Here is a 24,619-nt window from a genome sequence, read left to right on the forward strand (position 1 = left end):
TTACTCCTCCGACTTACTCAGCGCCGCCAATGAAGTCCAGATTCTGGCCTTCTTTCAGGGTGACGTAAGCTTTTTTCCAGTCGCTACGACGACCGATACGCTGTCCATGACGTTTTACTTTCCCTTTAACAACCAGGGTACGTACGTCATTGACTTCGACTTCAAACAGTTTCTGCACAGCAGCTTTGATTTCTGCTTTAGTCGCGTCTTTAGCAACTTTGAGAACGATGGTGTTGTTTTTTTCCATCGCAACAGACGCTTTTTCAGAAACGTGCGGTGCGTTCAGCACTTTCAGCAGACGTTCTTCACGAATCATGCCAGCATCTCCTCAACTTGCTTAACAGCATCAGCAGTCATTACGACTTTGTCGAAGGCGATCAGGCTAACCGGATCGATGCCATTAGCATCACGTACGTCAACCTTGTGCAGGTTACGTGCAGCCAGGAACAGATTTTCATCCAGTTCACCGGTGATGATCAGCACATCTTCCAGAGCCATATCTTTCAGTTTCTGAGCAAGCAGCTTAGTTTTCGGTGCTTCTACAGAGAACTTCTCGACAACGACCAGACGATCCTGACGTACCAGCTCGGACAGAATGCTTTTCAGCGCGCCGCGGTACATCTTTTTGTTAACTTTTTGACTGTGGTCCTGCGGACGAGCAGCAAAGGTCACACCACCGGAGCGCCAAATTGGGCTCTTGATGGAACCAGAACGTGCACGGCCAGTACCTTTCTGGCGCCACGGTTTTTTACCGGAGCCAGTTACTTCAGCACGAGTCTTCTGAGCACGAGTACCTTGACGGGCACCTGCTGCATAAGCAACAACAACCTGGTGTACCAGCGCTTCGTTAAAATCACGACCGAAGGTAGTTTCGGAAACAGTCAGCGCGCTCTGCGCGTCTTTCAGTACTAATTCCATTGCTATCCCCTTACGCCTTCACAGCTGGTTTAACGATCAGGTCGCTACCGGTTGCACCGGGAACCGCACCTTTAACCAGCAGCAGGTTGCGCTCAGCGTCAACACGTACTACGTCCAGGCTTTGAACAGTTACACGTTCATTACCCAGCTGACCTGCCATTTTCTTGCCTTTGAACACTTTGCCCGGAGTCTGGTTCTGACCAATAGAACCCGGAACACGGTGAGACAAGGAGTTACCGTGAGTAGCATCCTGAGTGCGGAAGTTCCAACGTTTAACAGTACCTGCGAAACCTTTACCTTTAGAGGTGCCAGTTACGTCTACTTTTTTAACGTCAGCGAAAACTTCAACACTGATGTTCTGACCGACAGCAAATTCTTCGCCTTCAGCCAGACGGAATTCCCACAGACCACGACCAGCTTCAACACCGGCTTTAGCAAAGTGACCCGCTTCAGGTTTGGTGACGCGGTTTGCTTTTTTAACACCAGTGGTAACCTGGATTGCGCGGTAACCATCGTTGTCCAGATCTTTAACCTGGGTAACGCGGTTAGCTTCAACTTCGATTACGGTTACTGGGATAGAAACGCCTTCTTCAGTGAAGATGCGAGTCATGCCCACTTTTTTACCGACTAAACCAATCATTGTTTCAACCTCTCAATCGTTCAATGACCTGATTAACCCAGGCTGATCTGCACGTCTACACCGGCAGCCAGATCCAGACGCATCAGAGCATCAACGGTTTTCTCGGTTGGCTCAACGATGTCAACCAGACGCTTGTGAGTGCGAATTTCGTACTGATCACGCGCGTCTTTGTTAACGTGCGGAGAGATCAGAACGGTAAAGCGCTCTTTGCGGGTCGGCAGCGGGATTGGACCACGAACTTGCGCACCAGTGCGCTTAGCAGTCTCAACGATTTCCGCGGTTGATTGATCGATCAGACGATGATCAAACGCTTTCAGGCGGATACGGATTCTTTGGTTCTGCATGAGACCAGAGCTCCAATTATTTATAGACGAAAATGACTACTACTCAGACCCATTACGATTGACGGGAGAGTGTAATCTTCTTTACATAGCTTCCCAATCGGAAGCATTGTTCAGGCAGCAAAGCTGCACAGGCTCTGTCGAGCCACTCGCTACTATTAGCGAGCCTGCGCATTATACGCAAATCTGCGCCTCAGGCAAGCTTTGTTTATAAATTAGTCATGGATATTGCACAAGTGGGGGTTTAATTGATAGTAAGCTGAAACAGGAAGATAGATAAAACGGAGACTCAGATATCGCCTCCGCTATAGTGGTGTCAGGCTTGTTCTTTAAGTTGGGACTGGAGATAATTTTGCAGGCCAATTTTACCGATCAAATCCAGCTCAGTTTCCAGCCAGTCAATATGGCTTTCCTCATCCGACAAAATTTCGATAAGCATATCCCTGCTGACATAGTCGTGAACCGAATCTGCATAAGCAATTGCTTCACGAAGATTCTTCGCCCCTTCCATTTCAAGATTGAGATCCGAACGAAGCATCTCTTCAACATCTTCCCCGATGTGAAGTTTGCCGAGGTCCTGCAGATTGGGGATTCCTTCAAGAAACAAAATACGCTCAATATACTTATCTGCATGCTTCATTTCATCAATAGACTCATGATACTCAATATCATTAAGCCTTGTCAGGCCCCAGTTTTTAAACATTCTGGCGTGTAAAAAGTACTGGTTTATTGCAACAAGCTCATTTCCCAATAGTTTATTGAGATGGGTTATTATCTTAGCATCACCTTTCATAGTCACTCTCTCCGCTTCCACTACTTAAAAGCGTAGATGGGTAGCAGAGTAAGTCAAAAAAAGCGCACTAATTATGCCGTTTCTTTAAACTCTGGTATCTGGATCAGTTCTTCCTGCATGATTTCCCTCGCGGCCCTGATGCACTTACCACACTGGTTACCGACAGGAACAAACTTGCGCAACTGCTGAAAAGATTGCGGATGAAACTGGCGTACCGCCTGGCGAATAGCTTTATCACTAACGCCGTTACACAGACAAATGTACATAACCACTCCAGTACAAATAACGATCAAATTCTAATTGAGAATGGTTATGATTACAATAGACGGTTCGTAAAAAGATCAGCACGATGCAGTTAAAGCATTCAAGCCCGGCTTTGAGAAATAACAGCGGAGTACAGATATCACAAGGCGAGGAGCAGACGTAAGAATTTGTGCAATAAAAAAGGGCGCCGAAGCGCCCTTTTTAGTTCGAAGACTAATTAGCCCAGAACTTTAGCAACAACGCCTGCACCAACGGTACGGCCGCCTTCACGGATTGCGAAGCGCAGACCTTCGTCCATTGCGATCGGGTGAATCAGGGTAACAACCATCTGAATGTTGTCGCCCGGCATTACCATTTCTACGCCTTCCGGCAGTTCGATGGAACCCGTTACGTCAGTAGTACGGAAGTAGAACTGAGGACGGTAGCCTTTGAAGAACGGAGTATGACGGCCGCCTTCATCTTTGCTCAGAACGTATACTTCAGATTCGAATTTGGTGTGCGGGTTGATTGAACCCGGTTTAGCCAGAACCTGACCACGTTCAACGTCATCACGTTTGGTACCACGCAGCAGAACCCCAACGTTTTCACCAGCACGGCCTTCGTCCAGCAGTTTGCGGAACATTTCAACGCCAGTACAGGTGGTTTTGGTGGTTTCTTTGATACCAACGATTTCTACTTCATCGCCAACTTTGATGATGCCGCGTTCTACACGACCGGTAACTACAGTACCACGACCGGAGATGGAGAATACGTCTTCGATTGGCAGCAGGAACGGTTTGTCGATAGCGCGTTCCGGTTCCGGAATGTAGCTGTCCAGTGCTTCTGCCAGTTCAATGATTTTCGCTTCCCACTCTGCTTCGCCTTCCAGCGCTTTCAGAGCAGAACCACGGATGATCGGGCAGTCGTCGCCCGGGAAGTCATACTGAGACAGCAGCTCACGAACTTCCATTTCAACCAGTTCCAGCAGCTCTTCGTCATCAACCATGTCACATTTGTTCAGGAACACGATGATGTAAGGAACGCCAACCTGACGACCCAGCAGGATGTGCTCACGAGTCTGCGGCATCGGGCCGTCAGTCGCAGCAACAACCAGGATAGCGCCGTCCATCTGAGCAGCACCGGTGATCATGTTTTTAACATAGTCAGCGTGGCCCGGGCAGTCTACGTGCGCGTAGTGACGGGTCGGGGTATCGTATTCAACGTGAGAAGTGTTGATGGTGATACCACGAGCTTTTTCTTCCGGCGCGTTATCGATCTGGTCGAATGCGCGAGCAGAACCACCGTAGGTTTTTGCCAGAACGGTAGTGATTGCAGCAGTCAGGGTTGTTTTACCATGGTCAACGTGACCGATAGTACCGACGTTGACGTGCGGTTTTGTACGTTCAAATTTTTCTTTAGACACGGCTATATTCCTTACTATTGCGCTCCTCCCGCAGAAGGAGCGCTGGACTTTGTGTTAACCCTGAGGCTTATTTACCACGGGCTTCGATTACGGCCTGAGCGACGTTGTTCGGCGCATCATCGTACTTCAGGAACTCCATAGAGTATGAAGCACGACCTTTGGTCAGAGAACGCAGCTGAGTTGCATATCCAAACATTTCAGACAGCGGAACTTCAGCGTGAATGATAACGCCAGTGGCGTTAGATTCCTGACCACGCAGCACACCACGGCGGCGGCTCAAGTCACCGATAACGTCACCAGTGTTCTCTTCAGGCGATTCAACTTCAACCTTCATGATTGGCTCAAGCAAAACAGGTTTTGCTTTCTTAAAGCCATCTTTAAAGGCCAGAGATGCCGCCAGTTTAAACGCCAGCTCGGAGGAGTCAACGTCGTGGTAAGAACCGAAGTGCAGACGCACACCGATATCCACTACCGGGTAACCAGCCAGAGGACCAGACTTCAGCTGTTCCTGAATACCTTTATCAACGGCAGGGATGTATTCGCCAGGAATTACACCACCCTTGATGTCGTTGATGAACTCATAACCTTTCGGGTTAGAGCCTGGTTCCAGCGGGTACAGGTCGATGACAACGTGACCATACTGACCACGACCACCGGACTGTTTGGCGTGTTTACCTTCGATATCTTTAACGGTCTCGCGAATCGCTTCACGGTAAGCAACCTGCGGTTTACCCACATTTGCTTCAACGTTGAATTCACGTTTCATACGGTCAACGATGATATCGAGGTGCAACTCACCCATACCAGCAATGATAGTCTGGTTAGATTCTTCATCTGTCCATACGCGGAAAGACGGGTCTTCTTTCGCCAGACGGCCCAGAGCCAGACCCATTTTTTCCTGGTCAGCTTTGGTTTTCGGTTCTACAGCGATAGAAATAACTGGCTCTGGGAACTCCATACGTTCCAGGATAATTGCATTATCCGGATCACACAGGGTGTCACCAGTAATTACGTCTTTCAGGCCGATTGCCGCAGCAATGTCACCTGCACGTACTTCTTTGATTTCTTCACGTTTGTTGGCATGCATCTGAACGATACGGCCAAAACGTTCGCGCTGGGCTTTAACTGAGTTCAGTACGGTATCACCAGAGTTAACAACACCAGAGTACACGCGGAAGAACGTCAGGTTACCAACAAACGGGTCGGTAGCGATTTTAAATGCCAGAGCAGAGAACGGCTCGTCATCACTTGCGTGACGCTCTGCCGGCGTATCTTTACCGTCGTCCAGCATACCGTTGATTGCCGGTACGTCAGTCGGAGACGGCAGGTAATCAACTACCGCATCCAGCATTGCCTGTACACCTTTGTTCTTAAATGCAGAACCACAGGTGACCAGGATGATTTCGTTGCTCAGAACACGCTGACGAAGAGCGCCTTTAATCTCTTCTTCAGTCAGATCTTCACCACCCAGGTATTTTTCCATCAGCTCTTCAGATGCTTCAGCTGCGGATTCCAGCAGGTTCTGGTGCCATTCGTCAGCCAGGTCCTGCATGTCTGCCGGGATATCTTCATAGGTGAAGGTTACGCCCTGGTCCGCTTCATTCCAGTTGATAGCTTTCATTTTCACCAGGTCAACAACACCGGTGAATGCTTCTTCAGCACCAATAGCCAGCTGCAACGGAACAGGGTTAGCGCCCAGACGGGTTTTAATCTGATCAACAACTTTCAGATAGTTCGCACCCATACGGTCCATTTTGTTAACGAACGCAATACGTGGAACTTTATATTTGTTAGCCTGGCGCCAAACGGTTTCAGACTGCGGCTGAACACCACCAACTGCGCAGTAAACCATTACCGCACCGTCAAGAACACGCATGGAACGTTCTACTTCGATAGTGAAGTCAACGTGCCCTGGGGTGTCGATGATGTTGATACGGTGCGGTTCATACTGCTTCGCCATACCAGACCAGAACGCGGTAGTAGCAGCGGAAGTGATGGTGATACCACGTTCCTGCTCCTGCGCCATCCAGTCCATAGTAGCGGCGCCGTCATGAACTTCACCGATTTTGTGGTTTACACCGGTGTAGAACAGAATACGTTCGGTAGTGGTAGTTTTACCGGCGTCGATGTGTGCACTGATACCAATGTTACGGTAGCGTGCAATGGGTGTTGTACGAGCCATTTGATTCCTCTATATCCTGGGACGTTCAAGTTAAGTTACCCAGAGTGGGCGCAACAATTAAGTTATAGCGCCCACCTGGAACTAACACTAACGCGGGATTACCAGCGGTAGTGAGCGAACGCCTTGTTGGCTTCAGCCATGCGATGAACGTCTTCACGTTTTTTCACTGCAGTACCTTTGTTTTCTGCAGCATCAGACAGTTCGTTTGCAAGACGCAAAGCCATGGATTTATCACCGCGTTTACGAGCAGCTTCAACGATCCAACGCATTGCCAGAGCATTACGACGAACCGGGCGAACTTCAACTGGTACCTGATAAGTAGAACCACCAACGCGGCGAGACTTAACTTCGACAGTCGGGCGCACGTTTTCGAGGGCTACTTCGAAAGCTTCCAGTTCAGTTTTACCAGAGCGCTGAGCCAGGGTCTCCAGCGCGCTGTATACGATAGTTTCTGCAGTAGATTTTTTACCATCTACCATCAGGATATTTACAAATTTAGCCAGCAGTTCTGATCCGAACTTCGGATCTGGCAGAATTTTACGCTGACCAATGACGCGACGACGTGGCATGGAAATACTCCGTTGTTAATTCAGGATTGTCCAAAACTCTACGAGTTTAGTTTGACATTAAAATAAAACGTTTGGCCTTACTTAACGGAGATCCATTAAGCCTTAGGACGTTTAACGCCGTATTTGGAACGAGCTTGCTTACGGTCTTTAACGCCGGAGCAGTCAAGCGCACCACGTACGGTGTGGTAACGAACACCCGGGAGGTCTTTAACACGACCACCACGAATCAGGATCACGGAGTGTTCCTGCAGGTTGTGACCTTCACCACCGATGTAGGAAGTCACTTCGAAACCGTTAGTCAGACGAACACGGCATACTTTACGCAGTGCGGAGTTCGGTTTTTTCGGAGTGGTGGTATATACGCGAGTACATACACCACGTTTTTGCGGGCAAGCTTCCAGTGCAGGCACGTTGCTTTTAACAACTTTGCGTGCACGTGGTTTGCGTACCAGCTGGTTAACTGTTGCCATTAAATAGCTCCTGGTTTTAACTTTTGCTTCGTAAACACGTAATAAAACGGCCTCATACAATATGAGGACGCAGAATTTTAGGGCCCGGCAGAAAGGGTGTCAAGAATTATACAGCCACGATGTCATTACCAGGCCATCTGATTCTTATGTTTCACTGCCAGTATGACAAAATCATTATAGCTAACCCTGGCAATGCTGGTTGATATTTGACCAGAAATTCCGCGGGCCTGCACGTCATCTTCGAGTACATAAAAGGAGGCAGGGCAAGCTCGCAACTCTGCGAAAGCCACACTGCCTTCTATGGCTGCGTAGACACCATCCTGTAACAGCAGAAGATCATCGCCTTCCCGAAGATTGCGTTTTAGCATCGGCAGGTCAATTTGGCCCGGTGAATGAAAGAGTGTATGTAGCATAATGTCTCAGAAAGTCAGCACAACATCGTACTGTTCAAGGTGGGTGCGTAATACATCAGCAGGCTCAATTGCAGCTGGCAGTATCAATTCCGCACTCTGTCGTGTAAGCCCACGGGCCTTCAACGAATCACTGCACACCCAACAAGATGTAATGTCATAAAGCGGTAATACCTTAAATGTTGAAATGTAGTCGCGTGAATGAATGGCTCCTGGCTGTTGACCTGCCAGTAATTGCAGTACACCATCTCCCATAAAGAATACCCCCGGGTCATCGCTGACTGCAGAGGTTGCCAACAATGCATCAAGCCCTTCTCGCCCGGCAGAAGAACCATGTGGTGGTTGAGTAAATACAAAAGCAATACGCTTCATCAGAATTGCACCACTCGGTCACAGGCTAATGCCGCTTCAGCTAACGCCCCCAGGCCACTCAACTGAAAACCGTCGAGTAAATTATGGCAGCTCAGACCAAGGCGAATGGCCTCAGGCTCATCAACTACACCACGCCGTAATGCCGCAGCGACACAAATATTCAGAGCAATGCCCTGTTGCAAAGCCATTTTCTGCCACGCACGCACCAAATCGAACTCATCTGAAGCTGGAGACACCAGTTGGTTACCGTTAAGTATGCCTTCCCGATAAAAAAAGACGCTGTCCAGTTCATGCCCGGAGTCCAGTAGCGCATTAGCAAAACGCCAGGCAGTGGTCGCCTGTTGTGTGCCATAAGCGGGTCCGGTAACTATTAAAGCAAAACGCATTACCTGTCCTGAATCTGAAAGTCGCCACTCTTAAACTGGCGAATATATAAATAGACGGTATGTTTAGAAATATTCAGGCGGTCTGCCACCTGATTGATAGCATCTTTGATGTCAAAAATTCCTTTTTCATACAGATTAAGGACGATTTGCCGGTTCTTGGCATTGTTCGAAACAGAACGGTCTGCATTGACTTCTTCAATCGTAAATTCAAGAGTTTGCATTACCAGGTCTTCAACTGAAGAAGCAAAATTAACAGAGGATGACTCTTCCTGCGTCTCTGGTGGCACAAAAGTGCTCATTATCTGGGAAAACGGCACATCCAGGTTCATGTTGATGCACAACAAACCAATAACACGGTTTTCCCGATTCCGAATCGCAATTGTGACCGATTTCATCAGTACACCGCTTTTCGCCCGCGTAAAGTAGCAGCGAGAGACGCTACTGTCTGCACCTGTCATATCATGCAACATACGTAGAGCTAAATCTGTAATTGGTGAGCCAATTTTACGCCCGGTATGTTCACCATTAGCAATACGCACTGCTGAACACTTCAAATCCTGAAGAGAGTGCAGAACAATTTCGCAGTGGGAGCCGATGAGCATTGCCAACCCGTCAACAACAGCCTCATATGACTTAAGAATATCAAGATCTGTCTGCTCAAAAGGACGTTGATCCAGTAAATCAAGCTCACTGGTTTCGTTGGTTAGAAGCGAGTTGGACATGAAGAAACACCACCTTTTCCACGGAGTCTGTCGCGATGATGGTCATTATTATCGTAGGGCAGACTCATTTCTTAATACATTGCGCAAGCCCATAAAGTAATACAGCGCAGCACGACTGTGCCAGTTTTTATTATATCCTGGTTCCAATGAAAAACCGCCGCCTGTATGGCGACGGTTTCAATACTAACAGATTACTTGCTTGCTGCTGCGCTGGCATTGTCCGCTTTCGCATCCGCAGCCTTGTCATCATTCTTCGGTGCAGGCTTGATATCCAGCAGTTCGACATCGAAGACCAGCGTAGAGTTTGCAGGAATCCCCGGCACACCCGTTTTGCCGTAAGCCAGGTCTGGCGGAATGACCAGTTTAATTTTTCCGCCTTTCTTGATGTGCTTCAGCCCTTCTGTCCAGCCCGGGATTACACCATCCAGACGGAAAGAAAGCGGCTCACCACGGGTATAAGAGTTGTCAAACTCTGTCCCGTCAATCAATGTACCTTTGTAGTTAACAACCACGGTATCTGTATCTTTCGGCGCTTCACCTGAGCCTGCTTTCTCAACCAGGTACATCAGGCCAGACTTAGTGGTTTTAACCCCTTTTTCTTTCGCGAATGCTGTACGGTATGCAGTACCTTTGTCTTCATTTTCTTTCGCGTCTTTTTCCATTTTTGCCTGAGCAGCAGTTTTCACGCGGGTTTCAAACCCTTTCAGCGTTTCTTCGATTTCCTGATCAGACAGCTTGCTCTTATCAGCAAATGCATCCTGTACCCCGGCAATCAGTTGCGCTTTATCCAGTTTGATACCCAGTTTTTCCTGCTCTTTAAGGGAGTTATCCATGTAGCGGCCCAGAGATGCACCCAGCGCATATGCTGCCTGCTGGTCGTCATCTTTGAATTTTGCAGCACTCTTGTCTGCTTTCGCCGCAGCCCCTTGTTCCGCAGAGGTCGTAGCTGCAGATACCAGAGGTGTATTCAGTGCCATCGCCATAGTGGTTGCCAGCAGCGTGGCTTTAAACAGTGATTTCATCCATTATCTCCGGGCAGGGCGTCACACCCCAGGGTTAAGAAATTAAACTAACAGAGCGACGTACTATAACGTCGGGAAAGAAAGCAGCACAATCTCTAACGCGGTTATTGCGTCAAATTCTGACTTATTTTTGTGTAAATTAATGTCATGGTCAGGACTGGCGGTATTTACGCCATAATTCAAGTACAATCCCCCGCATATTGCCCTGAGCGGGCTCAAATTCCGGGAGAACAATATGCAAAGCACAGAGACAGAAAAACGCCTGGAGGAGTTAGAAAGCCGGCTGGCATTTCAGGAATTCACTATCGAGGCACTTAACCAGGCTGTTTCCAGCCATGAACTGGAACTTGCCAGGTTGCGTGAACACATTCGTTTACTGGTGGAAAAACTGAAGGCAAGTCAACCGTCAATGCTGGCATCACAATCGGAAGAAACACCTCCGCCACACTATTAACAAAAACCACAGAAACCAGCATTAAAAAAGGGCGCTACTGCGCCCTTTTTTGCCGCTCAGCGGATTAATGGCAACCACACCCGCCATTACCACAACCACCGTTGCCATGTTCGTGGTCATGACCATGACCACCACAGCAACCTTCGTGGTCGTGATCATGATGGTGATCATGAGCACCATGAACGTGACCATGAGCAAGTTCTTCCTCAGTGGCTTCACGCACAGCGACAACTTCCACATTGAATTTCAAATTCTGGCCAGCCAGCATATGGTTACCGTCAACCACAACGTGGTCATCTTCCACACCCGTGATTTCAACCGGTACCGGTCCCTGATCGGTTTCAGCCAGGAAACGCATCCCAACTTCGAGCTCATCAACACCCATGAATACATCTTTCGGTACACGCTGTACCAGATTTTCATCATACTGACCGTAAGCGTCGTTTGCGCCAACGCTGACATCAAAGCGATCACCCACTTCATGGCCATCCAGCGCATTTTCCAGGCCAGAGATCAGCGACCCATGACCGTGCAGATAGTCAAGCGGCGCGCTTACCGGAGACTCATCAACTAACACACCGTCTTCTGTACGTACCTGATAAGCCAGGCTGACCACCAGGTCTTTTGCTACTTTCATGATATCTCCTGAACGTGGGGAAAAAACTGGCGCGAATTGTAGCTGAAATTCACGCCGGTGTACCCAATAGCTTAAAGAAAGCTGACGCGTATCGCTAGTCCGGATGAAAAATCCCTATGACTTGCTCGTGTTCGCGCAATTGCTCACGCGCCTGTTTATCGGCCTCACGCATCTGGTGGCCGCATTTCACACAGGCAACAATATCGACATTATTTTCACGCCACATAGCCAGTGAATCCTGTGCCTGGCACTGCGGGCACACTGCACCCGCGATAAAACGTTTACGTACCGCCATTACTCACCTTGTTATTCAAATTCGTCCCAGCCATCCAACTGATGACGCTCTCGTTGTAATTCACGCTGAAAGATCTCTTCCAGTTCCCTGCGCGCTTCTTTTACCCGCGAGATTTGCGCAGTATCGGTATGCACAGGCATCAACTCACGTAACATACGCATATCCAGGCGACGAAAATGTAATTGCGCTCGCAAAGCCTGATGAGGATGCATTCCAAGAGAGATTAGCGTTTTTTTCCCCAACTCCAGCGCACTGGAAAATGTTTCACGGGAAAATTGTGTGACCCCGGCCTGTAATAGCTCATGAGCCTCAACGCGCCCCCGCGCCCGCGCAAGGATAGCTAAATGTGGGAAATGTTTCTGGCAAAGGTGCACGATTTTCAGCGTGTCTTCCGGCTCATTGCAGGTAATAACGATAGACTGTGCGTTTTCAGCGCCTGCTGCGCGTAACAACTCTGCGTCCGTCGCATCACCGTAGTACACCTTATAATCATATTTCCGCATGATATTAACAGCACTGATATCACGTTCCAGAACAGTGATTCGCATCTTATTCGCCATCAATAAGCGCCCAATCACCTGACCAAACCGGCCAAAACCAACAATAATGACCTGGGGATGGTCATCTTCAACCCAGGGGCGTTCATCACTGTCAGTTACGGGTTGGTTAAAACGGCGCACCAGCACACTATCAATCACCCGCATTAGTAGTGGTGTGGTCATCATCGAAAGGGTGACCGTCACCAATAACAAGGCCAGTTGATTACCAGCAAAAATATGCTGTGCAGACGCTGCGGAAAACAAGACAAAAGCAAACTCTCCCCCCTGGCTTAACACCCCAGCAAGCTGAGCTCGCTCGGAAGAACGCAATCCTCGCCAGTGAGCCAGCACATAAAGCACACCCATTTTGATGCTGACCAGAAGCGCTACACTGACCAATATCCATAGCCAGTGGGTATAAAGCACACCCAGGTTGAGTACCATGCCAACCGAAATGAAAAACAACCCTAACAGCAGCCCTTTGAAGGGTTCTATAGCACTTTCAAGTTCATGACGATATTCACTTTCCGCCAGCAGAATTCCGGCAATAAAGGTCCCCAATGCCATGGAAGCGCCAAGCAAATCCATAAACAGTGCCGCACCAAGAACCAGTAACAATGCAGCCGCGGTGAAGACTTCGCGCACACCTGATGCCGCAATGATGCGAAAGACAGGGCGAAGTAAATAACGCCCCCCCACCAGCATGCCAGCAAACGCCACCACCTTAATGCCGAATTTGAACCAGTCAGGTGTCTGCCCTTCGCCACCAGCCAGTAAAGGGACCAACGCCAACGCCGGGATCACCGCCATATCCTGGAAGAGCAAAACCGAAAAACCCAGTTGCCCCCCTTCACTGCGTTTCATGCCCTTTTCTCGCATCAACTGCAGCGCCATTGCCGTTGATGACATAGCAAGCCCAATGCCACCAATAACAGCAGCAGGCAAAGAAAAGTGGCTCAGCATTAATAAACCACCAAGGATCACTGCGCTAATCACTACCTGCAAGGTTCCGACACCGAAAATGGAGCGCCGCAACCGCCAGAGTTGCGCAGGGTTTAATTCGAGCCCAACCAAAAACATCAGGAAAACCACACCAAGTTCTGAGAAGTGCAATATCTCATCGACATCGCTTATCATCCTCAGCCCCCAGGGGCCAATAGTTATCCCGGCCAACAGATACCCCAATACCGCCCCAATACCAAGACGGGCAGCCAGTGGCACAGCCACGACCGCCGCCAGAAGAAATACGACACCTGCAACAAGGAGATCGGGTTGATGCATCAAATTCCTCCCTGGTTAAACGGTGAAGACAACCACTCGACATATGCCCGTGCATGGCTGGCAAGCTCATCAGCGGGCAACCGCCGGGCCCAATAGATCACAAAGGGGTTTAACCAGTGCATCCTGCACAAGGCGGCGGTTAATTCAAATGGGCGTAAAATCTCACTCAGCGGGAAGCGGTTAAGCCCATCGTACTGAAACGCACCTTCAGGCTCGCCAGTGGTGATGACACTGCGCCAGTATTTCCCCACCAGGGCATTGCCCCCTTGTCCACTGGCAAACCCACGGCTTAACACGCGATCCAGCCACTCTTTAAGTAATGCCGGGCAACTGTAAGTGTACAGTGGATGCTGAAATACAATGATGTCATGCTCCCGTAAAAGGGCCTGCTCATGCTGGATATCAATAAAAAAATCAGGATAGTGGGCATAGAGGTCGTGGACAGTCACGTTAGGCAGTTGAAAAACACCGTCCAGTAAGACCCGATTAGCTACTGAACTGTGAAATTCAGGATGGGCGTACAACAGCAAAACCTTGGGTGGCTGCGACATCATTACCCTCCGGGGATCGTTTTGAGTGCTGTTTTGGGCTAACATGCAGCGCGGTTGGCCCAATACTGGCCCAGGTTACCTGATTATAATGACAAATTAACATAGTCTAAACATACGGCGCGCTATGATCGTTTTCTCTTCACTACAAATTCGCCGCGGCACCCGCGTGCTGCTCGACAATGCTACCGCTACTATCAACCCCGGGCAGAAAGTCGGGCTGGTTGGGAAAAATGGTTGCGGTAAATCCACGCTGTTATCGCTATTGAAAAGTGAAATCAGTGCCGATGCAGGTAGCGTGACCTGGCCTGGCAACTGGGCTATGGCCTGGGTTAACCAGGAAACGCCCGCGCTCCCGGAACCCGCCATTGAGTATGTGATTGATGGCGACCGTGAATACCGCCAGCTTGAAGAGGCGTTAAAAAACGCAAATGAAGCGGATGACGGCCATGCCATTGCCACCGTGCACGGCAAACTGGATGCCATTGATGCCTGGACCATTCGCGCACGCGCGGCAAGCTTATTGCACGGTCTGGGTTTTACCAATGAGCAGCTTGAACTGCCAGTGAGCGATTTTTCAGGTGGCTGGCGCATGCGTCTGAACCTGGCTCAGGCGTTGATATGCCGCTCAGATTTACTACTACTTGATGAACCCACCAACCACCTGGATTTGGAAGCGGTTGTCTGGCTGGAGCGCTGGCTAAAAAGCTATACCGGCACACTCATTCTTATTTCCCATGACCGGGATTTTCTTGACCCGGTTGTTGATAAAATCCTGCACATTGAACAACAAGCGTTGTTTGAGTACACCGGTAACTATTCCTCATTTGAAGTACAGCGCGCGACTCGTCTTGCCCAGCAGCAGGCGCAATATGAAAGCCAGCAACTGCGTGTAGCGCATCTGCAAAGCTACATTGAGCGTTTTCGCGCTAAAGCCACCAAGGCGAAACAAGCTCAGAGCCGCATCAAGATGCTGGAACGCATGGAGTTAATTGCTCCGGCGCATGTTGATAATCCGTTTCATTTCGAGTTTCGTGAACCCGAAAGCCTGCCAACCCCCTTACTGAAAATGGAACATGTCAGTGCGGGTTATGGTGATAAGACCATTCTGCGTTCAATCAAACTCAACCTGGTCCCAGGTTCCCGTATTGGTTTGCTGGGCCGAAATGGCGCCGGGAAATCGACACTGATTAAACTGCTTGCTGGTGATCTGGAACCACAGCAAGGTGAAATCGGCCTGGCGAAAGGTATCAAACTCGGTTACTTCGCACAGCACCAACTGGAATACTTGCGCGCAGATGAATCCCCGTTACAACATCTGGCACGAATGGCTCCTGGTGTGCCTGAACAACCGCTGCGCGATTACCTGGGCGGTTTTGGTTTTCAGGGCGATAAGGTTAATGAGCCAACCCTGCGTTTCTCTGGTGGAGAAAAAGCGCGGTTAGTGCTCGCGTTGATTGTCTGGCAGCGCCCTAACCTGTTGTTGCTCGATGAACCAACCAACCACCTGGATTTAGATATGCGCCAGGCGCTGACAGAGGCCTTGATTGACTTTGAAGGCGCACTGGTCGTCGTTTCCCATGATCGCCACTTACTGCGTACTACCACCGACGACCTGTATCTGGTACACGATGGCAGTGTTGAACCCTTTGATGGGGATTTGGATGATTACCAGCAATGGTCTCTGGACCAGCACAAACAGGAGCGGCAAGAAAGCAACCTGAAGGAAACGGTTAAGGATAACCAGAACAGTGCTCAGGCGCGTAAAGATCAGAAGCGGCGTGAAGCAGAACTCCGCGCACAGACGCAGCCTTTACGTAAAACACTTGAGCGGCTGGAAAAAGAGATGGAAAAACTCAACAGCACACTGAGTGACCTGGAAACCCGGCTTTCAGATACAGCTATCTATGATATTAGCCGTAAAGCTGACCTCACAGACTGCCTGCAACAACAGGCACAAGCGAAAGCTGCGCTGGAAGAGAGTGAAATGGCATGGCTGGATGCGCAGGAACAACTCGAACATATGCTTTCTGGCGGGCAAGAGTAACCCTGGAAAAACGTGCACATGAGTATAACCTCATGTGCACCATATTCAGAGAAGAGCTGGTGATGGCCTTGCGTCCACCACTGTCCTATTGCTGAGCAGCAAGGCGCTGGCGCAGCACCTCAATGTGTTCAACATTATACTGTTTGCCATCCAGAAAACGGGTTTTCAGTTCACCTTCACGTTCCTGCTCTGGAGTCTGCTCATCCAAAAGGCATAACTCACCCTGTGCATTTCGCATCACTTTCAACAACCCTCTTGCGGAACGTTTCAGGCCGCTATCTGTTTTCGGTTCCTTAAAGATCATGCGCCCTGTTCCGTTGACGGCCCCCCAGGTAGCTTTCATTGCGAAGCCGAACGTATCACGCGTATTGTACTGATAGGTGTATGAACCAACACCAAACACGACACAGGAGCTGGCAAAACCTTTTGCCGCAAGGCGGCGTAAAATTTCATGGGTACGCTCCAGAGTAATTGAATCACCATAAATCAGGCCTACATGGGAATCGAGCACCTTGTAACCTTTGCTGTTCACTGTACCGCCAAATATCTCCCACAAAACTTCAACAGAACCTTTTTCCTGAGGAGAACGCGTGGCGCGTTGATCATCATCAGCACCTGTACCACATAAAATATCTACCGGATCACCACTGTCCGGGCGAAAAACCACTTTGCCTTCCCGCGCCATAATGGCGGCTTTCAGTTCACGGGTATAGCTTGTGAGCACCTGCCAGTAATCCCAGGTATCTGAGACGATAGACACAAACCCCTGAGGGTACAAATCACAAATCAGACGGCGAAATGTAGCTATTTCATGCTCTTTTTCACCCATGCACATCACACTGTGTTCTGTTGCCGGAATACTGCCTGCTATAAAGTAATCAGCATCATTGCCGGTATAATACTGACGGGCATACACAACCGCCGGAATGCTGTCAGTCCCTTTAAAACTCAGCAAGTGCCCGCAACCAGCCTGGGCGACATCCTGCATACCCGCCATTCCCCGGAAAGAGAAGTCATGGCACTGAAAATCCAGGTGAGCAAAGTCATCACACGTTTGTTCCGCCCAGGTTACACATATTTTGTGATAGTGGTGTGCGATAGTAGCGTTTGTTGATGCTTTCCACAGCTCAGCTGAGAGCACAGTTTCCAGGTAATTAACCAGCCAGAAGAATTCATCCCGGGTGTTGGTAATTGTTAATACCGGCACTTTCATCGGAATTTTATCGCCTTCGTCCAGTCCTTTAATGTGTAAAGGCAAATAACCTAAACGGTGCAATGCCCGAATATGTTCAACATCAACAGCATTTTTTCCCAGGTAACTGTCCATCAGCATTTTGTATTCGCTAACCACCTGTTCTTCCGGCTGTGCGAAAAACTGGCTGTTAAACATGTCTATCAGGAACCATTTTATGAAACCTTGCAGGCCGAAAAATACCAGCTTGTTATCCGCAACTGGCGAACAGAAAAAACGATCGCTGCGTGGCGTAAAATTCGAGTAAACACGCGTTGTGCCTTCAGGGTATTGTTCACGGTGTGAAACTTTATAACCATCAATTGCCAGAATAGGGTTAATCATCATGTCCGTATCTCCTTAAGCCACAAATAACGTGTCAATATCCACAACAGAAAGGCGTGGATCAGTCGGAAACTGTGTAGAAAATGAAGTGGTGGTATAAATGTGGTGAATACCCTGGCTAAGCAGGTTTTCCACACCTTTAGAAAAAATACCGTGCGTCACATACAAACTGACTGAACGCGCTCCCGCCGCTAATAGCACCTGAGCAGACCCAATAAAGGTTCCCCCGGCATCACACAAGTCATCGGTAATCAGCAGGTCTTTTCCAGCCACATCACCACTCGCCAGGGCAAACCCGGTTAATGCGCCGGTTACTACATCCCTGTTTTTAGTCATGATGGCGAAATCTTTTGCCCCAGCAGCGGCAGCGACGGCATGAATCTTTTTCAGTGCACCAGCATCAGGTGCCACCAGCATTAATGCGCCCGACTGTAATTGCGAGCGTAATTCTTCATGGGCCAACACGGCGGCTTCCTGCGGAATAATGACCATGTTGCGCACTGCAGCCGCCGCAGATTCACTGTGCGGGTCAAGGACAAAAACTTTGTCAAAGTTAAGGCTGTTTAGTGCGTCAGCAAAAATACGTAACGCGAAGCTGTCTCCGGGTTGCATATACCTGTCCTGCCGGGCATATGCCAGCCAGGCAAGTTGCAAGTGGCTGAAACGGATATCACACTGATGGCGAATAGCATCAACAGACTGAGCCAGTAACATCCAGTCATCCATCGTGGCAAGCCCGGTTGCCCGAACCACCATTTTATTAGCAAAATCTGGTAACTCAGTCCGTGCTTTTGCCCAAACCGCACCGTCTGGGAAACATCCGGTTTCAACCATGATTGCTTGATTATCAAGCCAAATGTTCAGTGTCATTCCCATTACCGCCTCCAATTAATGTCCTTAAGACACTTATAATATTGTCTCAAAGACACTTTATTGCAAGTAAAAATTGTCACAAAGACACAATTTATAATTAATGCATTGATTAATCTCAGAAAAAAAACATACCCTCTCTGAACTACCTCCATGTAAAATGTGACCTTGAGACAGTTATTGTGGAGAGTGAAGATGGAAAGCGAAGAGCAGTACCTGAAAAATTATGACGCCAGTCGTTTCCCCTCACCTATCGTCACAGTCGACAGCGTGCTGTTCACTTTGCATGAAAAACAACTGTGTGTATTGTTAGTCAAGCGCAGCCAACACCCGTTTCAGGGGCTATGGGGGCTGCCTGGTGGTTTCATTGACTTACAACAGGATAATTCCACCCAGGCAACAGCAACGCGCAAACTGGCAGAAAAAACAGGCATTACCCCTTCCTGGCTTGAACAACTGGAAACTTTCTCCGGGCCGAACCGTGACCCCAGGGGCTGGAGCATCACTGCAACCTGGTTTGCACTCATCGCATGGGAAGCCTGCCAGCCACATATTGCAACAGTAAGTGATGTTCAGTGGTGTCCGGTAGCAAACCTGGAAAGCGAAGCACTGGCTTTTGACCACGCCACAATCATTGCCTCAGCCTTACAGCGCCTGCGGCAAAAAACGATGTACTCGCTGTTACCAGTCTATTGCCTGCCAGATACATTTACCCAAACTCAGTTGCAGGAAGCAACCGAAGCTATTCTTGGGCAACCGGTACAGCGCAAAAGCCTGATTCGCCGTTTTGAAGCGTCAGGAATGTTTGAAGATACAGGGCAAAGTGTTGCCACCGGAGCCAGAAAAGCACGTTTGTGGCGGCGTAAACCCAACATCCCGGTTCACTTGTTTTCGCGTAATCTGCTGCCAGAGTGAACACAAAATGGTTAATTTTGAATCAATGCCGTGAAATACATAAACGAGACGTATGACTCACGGTATAGTAGCCAGTAATTAGCGCGATAATGAATTGATACCCGTTTTACAACTATGACCCAGATTACCCCCGTCGATGCCAGTGAAGAAAACAACAGTCAGAGGGATTTTCACCCTATGCCTGGGCTTTCTAACCCGCATTTACAAACTATGCTGCCCCGCCTCATTCGCCGGCGCCTGCACTTCACCCCTTTTTGGCAGCGGCTTGAGCTTCCGGACGACGATTTTGTTGATCTTGCATGGAGCGAAGACCCACAACTGGCTCTGCATAAACCCCGGCTGGTGGTGTTTCATGGCCTTGAGGGCAGCCTGTACAGCCCCTACGCCCACGGCATGATAGAAGCGGCGAAAGCGCAGGGTTGGTTGGGTGTCGTAATGCATTTTCGCGGCTGTAGCGGAACACCGAACCGCCAAAAGCGGATTTATCATTCCGGTGATACCGGCGATGCCAGTTACTTCCTTAACTGGTTGAATCTGCGTTACGGTTCGGTACCCACTGCTGCTGTTGGTTACTCGTTGGGTGGCAACATGCTGGCCTGCCTGTTAGCAGAACAAGGTACACAGTGCACGCTGGATGCAGCGGTAATCGTCTCTGCACCCTTTATGCTGGAACAGTGCTGCTACCATATGGAGCGGGGATTCTCTCGTATTTATCAACGTTATTTGCTGAACTTACTGAAAGCGAATGCCAGCCGGAAACTGGCTGTGTATCCGGGCTCACTCCCTGTCGATTTAACCCGGCTACGCAAAGTAAAACGAATCAGAGAATTTGATGATTTAATTACTTCCCGTATTCACGGTTTTGATGATGCGCTGGATTACTATCGCCAATGCAGTGCAATGTCCCATCTGCCGAATATAGCGGTAAATACACTGATTATTCACGCAAAGGATGATCCCTTTATGGATCACCATGTCATACCAGACAGCACACTACTTCCGTCAAACATTGAATACCAGCTCACCGACCATGGTGGCCATGTCGGGTTTATCGGTGGTAGCATCGCTCGCCCAGAAATGTGGCTTGAAAAGCGCATTCCCAGCTGGTTAACCCGTTATTTAAGTAATTAAAATGATCATTCCCTGGCAACAGATAGCACCTGAAACGCTGGATAATCTGATTGAATCCTTCGTATTACGTGAAGGCACTGATTACGGCGAGCAGGAACGCTCGCTTGCTCAAAAAGTAGCCGATGTAAAACGACAACTAAAACAGGGGGATGCTGTGCTGGTTTGGTCTGAATTGCATGAAACAGTGAATATCATGCCTCGCACACAATTTAAGGGCTGATTCACAGGCGTCACATACAGTATTGGCATCCACCACTATACTGCTTTAACCTGCAGTACTGTGCGTTTTACCTTGCCTCTTACTGATGGAGTGGTTGTTTATGTCAGCCAAGCACCCTGTTATTGCGGTTACCGGTTCCAGCGGGGCCGGTACCACAACAACCAGCATTGCCTTTCGTAAAATTTTTACTCAACTTAATCTGCGTGCTGCTGAAGTTGAAGGCGACAGTTTTCACCGCTATACACGCCCTGAAATGGATATGGCGATACGTAAAGCACGCGATCTTGGGCGTCACATCAGCTATTTTGGGCCAGATGCCAACGACTTTGCCTTGTTGGAGCGCACATTCAGGCAATACGGCGAACAGGGTAACGGTCAGTCCCGCAAATATCTGCACACTTATGATGAAGCTGTTCCCTGGAACCAGGTACCCGGTACCTTTACCCCCTGGCAACCACTGCCTGAACCCACGGACGTATTATTTTATGAAGGGTTGCATGGCGGTGTCGTTACCCAGACTCATGATGTTGCTCAACATGTTGATCTTCTGGTCGGCGTGGTGCCTATCGTCAACCTTGAGTGGATACAAAAACTGGTAAGAGATACCAGTGAGCGCGGCCATTCCCGGGAAGCTGTGATGGATTCCGTTGTGCGTTCAATGGAAGATTATATCAATTACATTACACCTCAGTTCTCACGTACTCATCTTAACTTCCAGCGCGTCCCTACAGTGGATACGTCCAACCCTTTTGCCGCAAAAGCCATTCCTTCACTGGATGAAAGTTTTGTAGTCATTCATTTTCGTGGGCTGGAAGATATCGATTTCCCATGGCTTTTGGCAATGCTGCAAGGGTCATTTATTTCACATATCAATACATTAGTTGTCCCTGGTGGGAAGATGGGACTGGCGATGGAGTTAATCATGACGCCACTGGTTAAACGCCTGGCGGAAGGGAAAAAAGTCGCGGGAGGCTGATATGGGGTACCAACAGGCAGGGTGCTGCATGGCGCAGCACCCGTCATGAAAACTTAACCTTCAACGACTTCCCATGAGTGCGTGATAGTGGCAGCTTTGCCAAGCATTAACGCAACAGAACAATATTTTTCTGCAGATAAATCTACCGCACGAGCCACGGCATTATCTTTCAGATCTTTCCCTGTAACGATGAAGTGCAGATTAATAGAGGTAAACAAACGCGGTGCTTCTTCCCGGCGTTCAGAAGTCAGTTTGACTTCACAATCAGTCACATTGTGACGACCTTTTTGTAAAATAGAGACCACATCAATGGCACTGCATCCACCTGCTGCCATTAGCACCATTTCCATTGGACTTGGCGCTTTATCACCGGAGTTACCATCCATCAGCACCTGGTGACCTGAGGCGGATTCACCCAAAAATGTTAAACCTTCAACCCATTTAACTCGCGCCTGCATTCTTATTACTCCCAACTAAAGTGTCATCGCAACAGATTACGCGGCATTAACAAAACAGGCAATGGAAGGCGACACAGGTCATGCTGAAACGAGACAATAGAAGACACTACAGGAAACCTGTGCTAAAACAAACAAGATGTAACAGGCTGACAGTGACGTCATACCTGTTACAGAGGAAAAAGCGATTACAGACCAAACGACTTATGGCTCGCTTCAGGAATGGGGCGATTTAATGTTGTAACGCCAACAGGGCCCTACCCTGTCTTTGAGCAAGTTTATAATAGAGGATAACCGCGCATGGTGCTTGGCAAACCCCAAACAGACCCGACTCTCGAATGGTTCTTGTCACATTGCCACATTCATAAGTATCCATCCAAGAGCACCCTGATCCATCAGGGCGAGAAAGCAGAAACGCTGTATTACATCGTAAAAGGCTCTGTGGCCGTGCTTATCAAAGATGAAGAAGGCAAGGAGATGATCCTTTCTTATCTTAATCAAGGCGATTTTATTGGCGAGCTGGGGCTGTTTGAAGAAGGCCAGGAGCGTAGCGCCTGGGTTCGTGCAAAAACAGCCTGTGAAGTTGCCGAGATTTCATACAAAAAATTTCGCCAGTTGATCCAGGTAAACCCGGACATTCTGATGCGCCTTTCATCCCAGATGGCACGTCGTTTACAGGTCACTTCTGAAAAAGTGGGGAACCTGGCATTCCTCGATGTAACCGGCCGAATTGCACAGACTTTGCTTAACCTGGCAAAACAACCTGATGCGATGACTCACCCGGATGGCATGCAAATCAAGATCACCCGCCAGGAGATTGGTCAAATTGTTGGCTGTTCCCGTGAAACTGTGGGCCGCATTTTAAAAATGCTGGAAGATCAAAACCTGATTTCCGCTCATGGTAAGACAATTGTGGTATACGGTACTCGTTAATTTTACTGTATTTAATCACGCATACAGGCACGCTTTAGAGCGTGCCTTTTTGTTTGCACAACCAGGCATCCCTTCAGCTTTACCTAACAAATTCTGAAAATTGTTCATGAATGACACAAAACTGTCACAAATTCGCCTTATTCTTCCCAGGTACTGAAAACACAGCGATTAAAAAATTATTTTTGATCTAACCTTTTCCGGGAGAAATTATGGCAATGCTTAGCTCTTCAGCCCGTCTTGTAATCGCCGCTCTGACTCTGTCCACCACAACTGCATTTGCAGCCACTAACCTGACCGGTGCCGGTGGTACATTCCCAGCGCCGGTTTATGCAAAATGGGCTGCAGAATACCAGCAGAAAACAGGTTCTCAGGTAAACTACCAGGGAATCGGTTCTTCAGGTGGTATCAAACAAATCATTGCAAAAACCGTTGATTTCGGTGCATCTGATGCGCCAATGAGCGATGCTGACCTGGCAAAAAATGGCCTGTTCCAGTTCCCGACCGTTATCGGTGGCGTAGTTCTGGCCGTTAACATCCCGGGTATTAAATCAGGTGAATTAACTCTGGATGGTAAAACACTGGGTGATATTTACCTGGGTAAAATCAAAAAATGGAATGACCCGGCTATCACGAAGCTGAACCCAAAAGCCAAATTGCCGGATACCAACATAAATGTTGTGCGCCGCGCAGATGGTTCAGGCACATCTTTCGTCTTCACCAGCTACCTGTCTAAAGTGAGCCCGGACTGGGCAAGCAAGGTAGGCAAAGGCACCACTGTTAAATGGCCAACCGGGCTGGGTGGCAAAGGTAACGATGGCGTGGCTGCATTTGTACAACGTTTGCCGGGTTCTATTGGTTATGTTGAATATGCCTACGCAAAACAGAACAACCTGACCTGGACTAAATTGTTCGATGCTGACGGTAAAGCAATTGAGCCGACCCAACAAAGTTTCAGCAATAGTGCCAAAGAAGCAGACTGGAGCAAAACCTTTGCCCAGGATCTGACTTATCAGAAAGGTGCAGATGCATGGCCTATCTCTTCTACCACGTTTATCCTGGTCTACAAAAAACAAGAAAACGCACAGAAAGGTGCTGAAGTGCTGAAATTCTTTGACTGGGCCTACAAAAATGGTAACGCTATTGCCAGCAGCCTTGATTACGCGCCTCTGCCAGCAAATGTTACCGATCAGATTCGCGCAGCCTGGAAAGCAAACGTGAAAGACAGCTCAGGTAAAGCGCTGTATTAATTTT

30 protein-coding genes are annotated in these 24,619 nt (G+C 48.8%); 8 read left to right on the plus strand and 22 right to left on the minus strand.

Translation table 11 applies throughout. The features are described from left to right. Nucleotides 1–13: 13 nt before the first annotated feature. The 15 genes from rplW to fkpA all read right to left on the minus strand — a co-directional run bounded on the left by rplW (nt 14) and on the right by fkpA (nt 10,491). Entirely contained in the window at nt 14–316 is a 303-nt protein-coding gene (gene rplW / locus MPHASIOC01_RS19065; RefSeq protein ID WP_064597165.1) for a 50S ribosomal protein L23, read from the minus strand. Then, the gene (gene rplD, locus MPHASIOC01_RS19070) at nt 313–918 is read right to left on the minus strand and encodes a 50S ribosomal protein L4 (RefSeq protein WP_064597163.1); all 606 of its coding nucleotides are present in this window, start codon (nt 916–918) and stop codon (nt 313–315) included. Before rplD ends, rplW begins: the two co-directional genes overlap by 4 nt. A 10-nt stretch (nt 919–928) precedes the next feature. Next, entirely contained in the window at nt 929–1,558 is a 630-nt protein-coding gene (gene rplC, locus MPHASIOC01_RS19075; protein ID WP_051691463.1) for a 50S ribosomal protein L3, read from the minus strand. A 32-nt stretch (nt 1,559–1,590) separates the two neighbouring features. Continuing rightward, on the minus strand, nt 1,591–1,902 hold the full coding sequence (gene rpsJ / locus MPHASIOC01_RS19080; protein ID WP_001181005.1) for a 30S ribosomal protein S10: 312 nt from the start codon (nt 1,900–1,902) through the stop codon (nt 1,591–1,593). Nucleotides 1,903–2,215: 313 nt separating this feature from the next. Continuing rightward, the gene (bfr, locus tag MPHASIOC01_RS19085; RefSeq protein ID WP_064597162.1) at nt 2,216–2,692 is read right to left on the minus strand and encodes a bacterioferritin; all 477 of its coding nucleotides are present in this window, start codon (nt 2,690–2,692) and stop codon (nt 2,216–2,218) included. Between the two features lie 71 nt (nt 2,693–2,763). Continuing rightward, nucleotides 2,764–2,958 carry a bacterioferritin-associated ferredoxin gene (gene bfd / locus MPHASIOC01_RS19090; RefSeq protein WP_064597161.1) on the minus strand — a complete coding sequence of 65 codons (195 nt, stop codon included), beginning with the start codon at nt 2,956–2,958 and terminating at the stop codon, nt 2,764–2,766. A 215-nt stretch (nt 2,959–3,173) separates the two neighbouring features. Continuing rightward, nucleotides 3,174–4,358, minus strand: coding sequence for an elongation factor Tu (tuf, locus tag MPHASIOC01_RS19095; protein WP_353613075.1), 1,185 nt, complete (start codon nt 4,356–4,358; stop codon nt 3,174–3,176). A 67-nt stretch (nt 4,359–4,425) separates the two neighbouring features. Then, nucleotides 4,426–6,540, minus strand: a complete 2,115-nt coding sequence (gene fusA, locus MPHASIOC01_RS19100; protein ID WP_064598014.1) for an elongation factor G — start codon at nt 6,538–6,540, stop codon at nt 4,426–4,428. 98 nt (nt 6,541–6,638) lie between these two features. Then, complete coding sequence (gene rpsG, locus MPHASIOC01_RS19105) at nt 6,639–7,109, minus strand: 30S ribosomal protein S7 (RefSeq protein ID WP_036111072.1); 471 nt, start codon at nt 7,107–7,109, stop codon at nt 6,639–6,641. A 95-nt stretch (nt 7,110–7,204) separates the two neighbouring features. Further along, nucleotides 7,205–7,579 carry a 30S ribosomal protein S12 gene (gene rpsL, locus MPHASIOC01_RS19110; RefSeq protein WP_025238215.1) on the minus strand — a complete coding sequence of 125 codons (375 nt, stop codon included), beginning with the start codon at nt 7,577–7,579 and terminating at the stop codon, nt 7,205–7,207. A gap of 125 nt (nt 7,580–7,704) precedes the next feature. Continuing rightward, complete coding sequence (gene tusB / locus MPHASIOC01_RS19115; RefSeq protein ID WP_064598012.1) at nt 7,705–7,992, minus strand: sulfurtransferase complex subunit TusB; 288 nt, start codon at nt 7,990–7,992, stop codon at nt 7,705–7,707. 6 nt (nt 7,993–7,998) lie between these two features. Then, nucleotides 7,999–8,361, minus strand: coding sequence for a sulfurtransferase complex subunit TusC (gene tusC / locus MPHASIOC01_RS19120; RefSeq protein ID WP_064598010.1), 363 nt, complete (start codon nt 8,359–8,361; stop codon nt 7,999–8,001). Next, complete coding sequence (gene tusD, locus MPHASIOC01_RS19125) at nt 8,361–8,747, minus strand: sulfurtransferase complex subunit TusD (protein ID WP_353613076.1); 387 nt, start codon at nt 8,745–8,747, stop codon at nt 8,361–8,363. Before tusD ends, tusC begins: the two co-directional genes overlap by 1 nt. Then, the gene (locus tag MPHASIOC01_RS19130) at nt 8,747–9,469 is read right to left on the minus strand and encodes a transcriptional regulator (RefSeq protein ID WP_064598006.1); all 723 of its coding nucleotides are present in this window, start codon (nt 9,467–9,469) and stop codon (nt 8,747–8,749) included. Before MPHASIOC01_RS19130 ends, tusD begins: the two co-directional genes overlap by 1 nt. 191 nt (nt 9,470–9,660) lie before the next feature. Further along, a complete protein-coding gene (gene fkpA / locus MPHASIOC01_RS19135) occupies nt 9,661–10,491 on the minus strand; it encodes an FKBP-type peptidyl-prolyl cis-trans isomerase (protein ID WP_064598004.1) in 831 nt (276 codons plus the stop codon). A gap of 235 nt (nt 10,492–10,726) precedes the next feature. Between fkpA and MPHASIOC01_RS19140 the strand changes: the two genes are divergently transcribed. Then, nucleotides 10,727–10,945 (plus strand): SlyX family protein, encoded by a 219-nt coding sequence (locus MPHASIOC01_RS19140; protein ID WP_064598002.1) that lies wholly within the window; start codon nt 10,727–10,729, stop codon nt 10,943–10,945. A gap of 64 nt (nt 10,946–11,009) precedes the next feature. On the opposite strand, the gene slyD is transcribed toward MPHASIOC01_RS19140, so the two are convergent. The 4 genes from slyD to kefG all read right to left on the minus strand — a co-directional run bounded on the left by slyD (nt 11,010) and on the right by kefG (nt 14,251). Further along, nucleotides 11,010–11,582 carry a peptidylprolyl isomerase gene (slyD, locus tag MPHASIOC01_RS19145; RefSeq protein ID WP_064598000.1) on the minus strand — a complete coding sequence of 191 codons (573 nt, stop codon included), beginning with the start codon at nt 11,580–11,582 and terminating at the stop codon, nt 11,010–11,012. Between the two features lie 94 nt (nt 11,583–11,676). Beyond that, a complete protein-coding gene (locus tag MPHASIOC01_RS19150; protein ID WP_036111098.1) occupies nt 11,677–11,877 on the minus strand; it encodes a YheV family putative zinc ribbon protein in 201 nt (66 codons plus the stop codon). Nucleotides 11,878–11,888: 11 nt separating this feature from the next. After that, nucleotides 11,889–13,697, minus strand: a complete 1,809-nt coding sequence (kefB, locus tag MPHASIOC01_RS19155) for a glutathione-regulated potassium-efflux system protein KefB (protein WP_064597999.1) — start codon at nt 13,695–13,697, stop codon at nt 11,889–11,891. Continuing rightward, nucleotides 13,697–14,251 (minus strand): glutathione-regulated potassium-efflux system ancillary protein KefG, encoded by a 555-nt coding sequence (gene kefG, locus MPHASIOC01_RS19160; protein ID WP_353613077.1) that lies wholly within the window; start codon nt 14,249–14,251, stop codon nt 13,697–13,699. Before kefG ends, kefB begins: the two co-directional genes overlap by 1 nt. A gap of 121 nt (nt 14,252–14,372) precedes the next feature. On the opposite strand from kefG, the gene MPHASIOC01_RS19165 reads away from it, so the two are divergent. After that, nucleotides 14,373–16,292 carry an ABC transporter ATP-binding protein gene (locus MPHASIOC01_RS19165; RefSeq protein ID WP_064597995.1) on the plus strand — a complete coding sequence of 640 codons (1,920 nt, stop codon included), beginning with the start codon at nt 14,373–14,375 and terminating at the stop codon, nt 16,290–16,292. A gap of 85 nt (nt 16,293–16,377) precedes the next feature. Here the strand turns inward: MPHASIOC01_RS19165 and MPHASIOC01_RS19170 are convergent, their stop codons facing one another. Then, the gene (locus tag MPHASIOC01_RS19170; RefSeq protein ID WP_353613078.1) at nt 16,378–17,871 is read right to left on the minus strand and encodes a nicotinate phosphoribosyltransferase; all 1,494 of its coding nucleotides are present in this window, start codon (nt 17,869–17,871) and stop codon (nt 16,378–16,380) included. 12 nt (nt 17,872–17,883) lie between these two features. Further along, nucleotides 17,884–18,744 (minus strand): ribose-phosphate diphosphokinase, encoded by an 861-nt coding sequence (gene prs, locus MPHASIOC01_RS19175; protein WP_353613079.1) that lies wholly within the window; start codon nt 18,742–18,744, stop codon nt 17,884–17,886. Between the two features lie 189 nt (nt 18,745–18,933). Between prs and MPHASIOC01_RS19180 the strand changes: the two genes are divergently transcribed. From MPHASIOC01_RS19180 to MPHASIOC01_RS19195, 4 genes are all read left to right on the plus strand, one after another. Next, on the plus strand, nt 18,934–19,653 hold the full coding sequence (locus MPHASIOC01_RS19180; RefSeq protein ID WP_064597990.1) for an NUDIX domain-containing protein: 720 nt from the start codon (nt 18,934–18,936) through the stop codon (nt 19,651–19,653). 114 nt (nt 19,654–19,767) lie between these two features. Next, entirely contained in the window at nt 19,768–20,784 is a 1,017-nt protein-coding gene (locus MPHASIOC01_RS19185; RefSeq protein ID WP_064597989.1) for a hydrolase, read from the plus strand. A 1-nt stretch (nt 20,785) separates the two neighbouring features. After that, the gene (locus MPHASIOC01_RS19190) at nt 20,786–21,004 is read left to right on the plus strand and encodes a YheU family protein (RefSeq protein ID WP_064597988.1); all 219 of its coding nucleotides are present in this window, start codon (nt 20,786–20,788) and stop codon (nt 21,002–21,004) included. A gap of 100 nt (nt 21,005–21,104) precedes the next feature. Next, nucleotides 21,105–21,980, plus strand: a complete 876-nt coding sequence (locus MPHASIOC01_RS19195; RefSeq protein WP_064597986.1) for a phosphoribulokinase — start codon at nt 21,105–21,107, stop codon at nt 21,978–21,980. A 53-nt stretch (nt 21,981–22,033) separates the two neighbouring features. Here MPHASIOC01_RS19195 and MPHASIOC01_RS19200 read toward each other — a convergent pair whose 3' ends face one another. Further along, nucleotides 22,034–22,438: an OsmC family protein gene (locus MPHASIOC01_RS19200; RefSeq protein WP_064597985.1), complete on the minus strand. Its 405-nt coding sequence runs from the start codon at nt 22,436–22,438 to the stop codon at nt 22,034–22,036. A gap of 297 nt (nt 22,439–22,735) precedes the next feature. On the opposite strand from MPHASIOC01_RS19200, the gene crp reads away from it, so the two are divergent. Together crp and pstS are read left to right on the plus strand one after the other, a co-directional pair. Continuing rightward, entirely contained in the window at nt 22,736–23,368 is a 633-nt protein-coding gene (gene crp, locus MPHASIOC01_RS19205; protein ID WP_000242758.1) for a cAMP-activated global transcriptional regulator CRP, read from the plus strand. Nucleotides 23,369–23,577: 209 nt separating this feature from the next. Continuing rightward, nucleotides 23,578–24,615 carry a phosphate ABC transporter substrate-binding protein PstS gene (gene pstS, locus MPHASIOC01_RS19210; protein ID WP_074388802.1) on the plus strand — a complete coding sequence of 346 codons (1,038 nt, stop codon included), beginning with the start codon at nt 23,578–23,580 and terminating at the stop codon, nt 24,613–24,615. Nucleotides 24,616–24,619 lie beyond the last annotated feature (4 nt).

Source organism: Mangrovibacter phragmitis (assembly GCF_040429585.1).
Classification (GTDB): Bacteria; Pseudomonadota; Gammaproteobacteria; order Enterobacterales; family Enterobacteriaceae; genus Mangrovibacter; species Mangrovibacter phragmitis.

Excerpts from the sequence above, each read along its gene's own strand:
- rpsJ (WP_001181005.1), bottom strand. The coding sequence starts at position 1,902 with ATGCAGAACCAAAGAATCCGTATCCGCCTGAAAGCGTTTGATCATCGT.
- bfd (WP_064597161.1), bottom strand. The coding sequence starts at position 2,958 with ATGTACATTTGTCTGTGTAACGGCGTTAGTGATAAAGCTATTCGCCAG.
- kefG (WP_353613077.1), bottom strand. The coding sequence starts at position 14,251 with ATGATGTCGCAGCCACCCAAGGTTTTGCTGTTGTACGCCCATCCTGAA.
- rplC (WP_051691463.1), bottom strand. The coding sequence starts at position 1,558 with ATGATTGGTTTAGTCGGTAAAAAAGTGGGCATGACTCGCATCTTCACT.
- tusD (WP_353613076.1), bottom strand. The coding sequence starts at position 8,747 with ATGCGTTTTGCTTTAATAGTTACCGGACCCGCTTATGGCACACAACAG.
- MPHASIOC01_RS19180 (WP_064597990.1), top strand. The coding sequence starts at position 18,934 with ATGGAAAGCGAAGAGCAGTACCTGAAAAATTATGACGCCAGTCGTTTC.
- fusA (WP_064598014.1), bottom strand. The coding sequence starts at position 6,540 with ATGGCTCGTACAACACCCATTGCACGCTACCGTAACATTGGTATCAGT.
- MPHASIOC01_RS19195 (WP_064597986.1), top strand. The coding sequence starts at position 21,105 with ATGTCAGCCAAGCACCCTGTTATTGCGGTTACCGGTTCCAGCGGGGCC.
- tusB (WP_064598012.1), bottom strand. The coding sequence starts at position 7,992 with ATGCTACATACACTCTTTCATTCACCGGGCCAAATTGACCTGCCGATG.
- kefB (WP_064597999.1), bottom strand. The coding sequence starts at position 13,697 with ATGCATCAACCCGATCTCCTTGTTGCAGGTGTCGTATTTCTTCTGGCG.
- pstS (WP_074388802.1), top strand. The coding sequence starts at position 23,578 with ATGGCAATGCTTAGCTCTTCAGCCCGTCTTGTAATCGCCGCTCTGACT.
- prs (WP_353613079.1), bottom strand. The coding sequence starts at position 18,744 with ATGGGAATGACACTGAACATTTGGCTTGATAATCAAGCAATCATGGTT.
- MPHASIOC01_RS19185 (WP_064597989.1), top strand. The coding sequence starts at position 19,768 with ATGACCCAGATTACCCCCGTCGATGCCAGTGAAGAAAACAACAGTCAG.
- tusC (WP_064598010.1), bottom strand. The coding sequence starts at position 8,361 with ATGAAGCGTATTGCTTTTGTATTTACTCAACCACCACATGGTTCTTCT.
- rpsL (WP_025238215.1), bottom strand. The coding sequence starts at position 7,579 with ATGGCAACAGTTAACCAGCTGGTACGCAAACCACGTGCACGCAAAGTT.
- rplD (WP_064597163.1), bottom strand. The coding sequence starts at position 918 with ATGGAATTAGTACTGAAAGACGCGCAGAGCGCGCTGACTGTTTCCGAA.
- crp (WP_000242758.1), top strand. The coding sequence starts at position 22,736 with ATGGTGCTTGGCAAACCCCAAACAGACCCGACTCTCGAATGGTTCTTG.
- rplW (WP_064597165.1), bottom strand. The coding sequence starts at position 316 with ATGATTCGTGAAGAACGTCTGCTGAAAGTGCTGAACGCACCGCACGTT.
- bfr (WP_064597162.1), bottom strand. The coding sequence starts at position 2,692 with ATGAAAGGTGATGCTAAGATAATAACCCATCTCAATAAACTATTGGGA.
- rpsG (WP_036111072.1), bottom strand. The coding sequence starts at position 7,109 with ATGCCACGTCGTCGCGTCATTGGTCAGCGTAAAATTCTGCCAGATCCG.
- fkpA (WP_064598004.1), bottom strand. The coding sequence starts at position 10,491 with ATGAAATCACTGTTTAAAGCCACGCTGCTGGCAACCACTATGGCGATG.
- slyD (WP_064598000.1), bottom strand. The coding sequence starts at position 11,582 with ATGAAAGTAGCAAAAGACCTGGTGGTCAGCCTGGCTTATCAGGTACGT.
- MPHASIOC01_RS19190 (WP_064597988.1), top strand. The coding sequence starts at position 20,786 with ATGATCATTCCCTGGCAACAGATAGCACCTGAAACGCTGGATAATCTG.
- MPHASIOC01_RS19200 (WP_064597985.1), bottom strand. The coding sequence starts at position 22,438 with ATGCAGGCGCGAGTTAAATGGGTTGAAGGTTTAACATTTTTGGGTGAA.
- MPHASIOC01_RS19140 (WP_064598002.1), top strand. The coding sequence starts at position 10,727 with ATGCAAAGCACAGAGACAGAAAAACGCCTGGAGGAGTTAGAAAGCCGG.
- MPHASIOC01_RS19165 (WP_064597995.1), top strand. The coding sequence starts at position 14,373 with ATGATCGTTTTCTCTTCACTACAAATTCGCCGCGGCACCCGCGTGCTG.
- MPHASIOC01_RS19170 (WP_353613078.1), bottom strand. The coding sequence starts at position 17,871 with ATGATGATTAACCCTATTCTGGCAATTGATGGTTATAAAGTTTCACAC.
- MPHASIOC01_RS19150 (WP_036111098.1), bottom strand. The coding sequence starts at position 11,877 with ATGGCGGTACGTAAACGTTTTATCGCGGGTGCAGTGTGCCCGCAGTGC.
- MPHASIOC01_RS19130 (WP_064598006.1), bottom strand. The coding sequence starts at position 9,469 with ATGTCCAACTCGCTTCTAACCAACGAAACCAGTGAGCTTGATTTACTG.